At 68.5% G+C, this 1121-nt stretch carries 2 protein-coding genes; both read right to left on the reverse strand.

The window, feature by feature from the left end:
- Positions 1-870, reverse strand: an 870-nt coding sequence (locus HWY45_RS36225; RefSeq protein WP_155631906.1) for a PqiB family protein, incomplete at its 3' end; no start/stop codon positions are given.
- The coding region (locus tag HWY45_RS36230) for a paraquat-inducible protein A (protein WP_176118477.1) at positions 863-1121 on the reverse strand (259 nt) is incomplete at its 5' end. The genes HWY45_RS36230 and HWY45_RS36225, both read right to left, overlap by 8 nt.

Consider the following 1121-nt stretch of genomic DNA (forward strand, 5'->3'; position numbering starts at 1 on the left):
GTCGGCGGCGAGGCGGAACGTCGTGTTGCCCGGCGCCGTCGCGCCCGTGGTCTGGTTCGGCGGCGTCTGGAACGCGATGCCGCCGAGGATCACCGTCGCGAGCGACTGCGTGTTCAGCTTCAGCCCGCTCGAATCGAGCCGCAGGTCGACGCCGCTTGCCTGCCACCAGCGCGAGTTCTCGCCGACGTACTGGTCGTACGGCGCGTTCACGAACACGTTGAAGGTCACGCCCGTGCCGTCCTTGTCGAGCGAGAAGCCCACCACCTGGCCGACCTGCACGCGCCGGTAGTAGACCGGCGAGCCGATGTCGACCGAGCCGAGCGAATCGCCGCGCAGCACGTACTGCGCGCCCTTCTGGTCGCCGGTGACGGCCGGCGGCGTCTCGAGCCCGGCGAACTCGGTCTGGGACTCCGACGAACGGCCCGCGTCGACGCCGATGTACGCGCCCGACAGCAGCGTGCCGAGCCCCGACACGCCGGTCGCGCCCACGCGCGGCCGCACGATCCAGAAGCGCGAGCCCTTGACCGCGAAGTCCTCGGATTCCTTCTTGAGCTGCACGCCGACCAGCACGCGCGTCAAGTCCTTCGACAGCGTGATCGCCTTGACCATGCCGATCTCGACGTCCTTGTACTTGACCTGGGTCTTGCCGGGCTCGAGGCCTTCGGCGCTATGGAAGGTGAGGGTGATTTCCGGGCCGCGCTCGCGCACGGACTTGATCACGAGGCCGATGCCGATCAGCGCGGCGATCAGCGGCACGAGCCACACGAGCGACGGCAGCCAGCCGCTTTTCGTCGAGATCGCGGGATCCTGCGGCGGGGGCTGATCGGGGGCCGGACGGCCGTCTTGCTGCGGGCCTTGCGGACTATTCATGGTTTTTCCCTGAGGTTTCTACCGGATCCCAGATCAGACGGGGATCGAACTGCATCGACGCGAGCATCGTCAGGATCACGACCGAACCGAACGCGAGCGCGCCGGGGCCGGCCGTGATGACGGCGAGCGAACGGAAATGGACGAGCGCGACGGTGAGCGTCACGACGAAGATGTCGAGCATCGACCAGCGGCCGATGCGCTCGACGATCCGGAACAGCCGCGTGCGCTGCATCGGCCGCCACGGCGAGCGG

It is taken from the genome of Burkholderia stagnalis (genome assembly GCF_902830275.1).
Taxonomy (GTDB): Bacteria; Pseudomonadota; Gammaproteobacteria; order Burkholderiales; family Burkholderiaceae; genus Burkholderia; species Burkholderia stagnalis.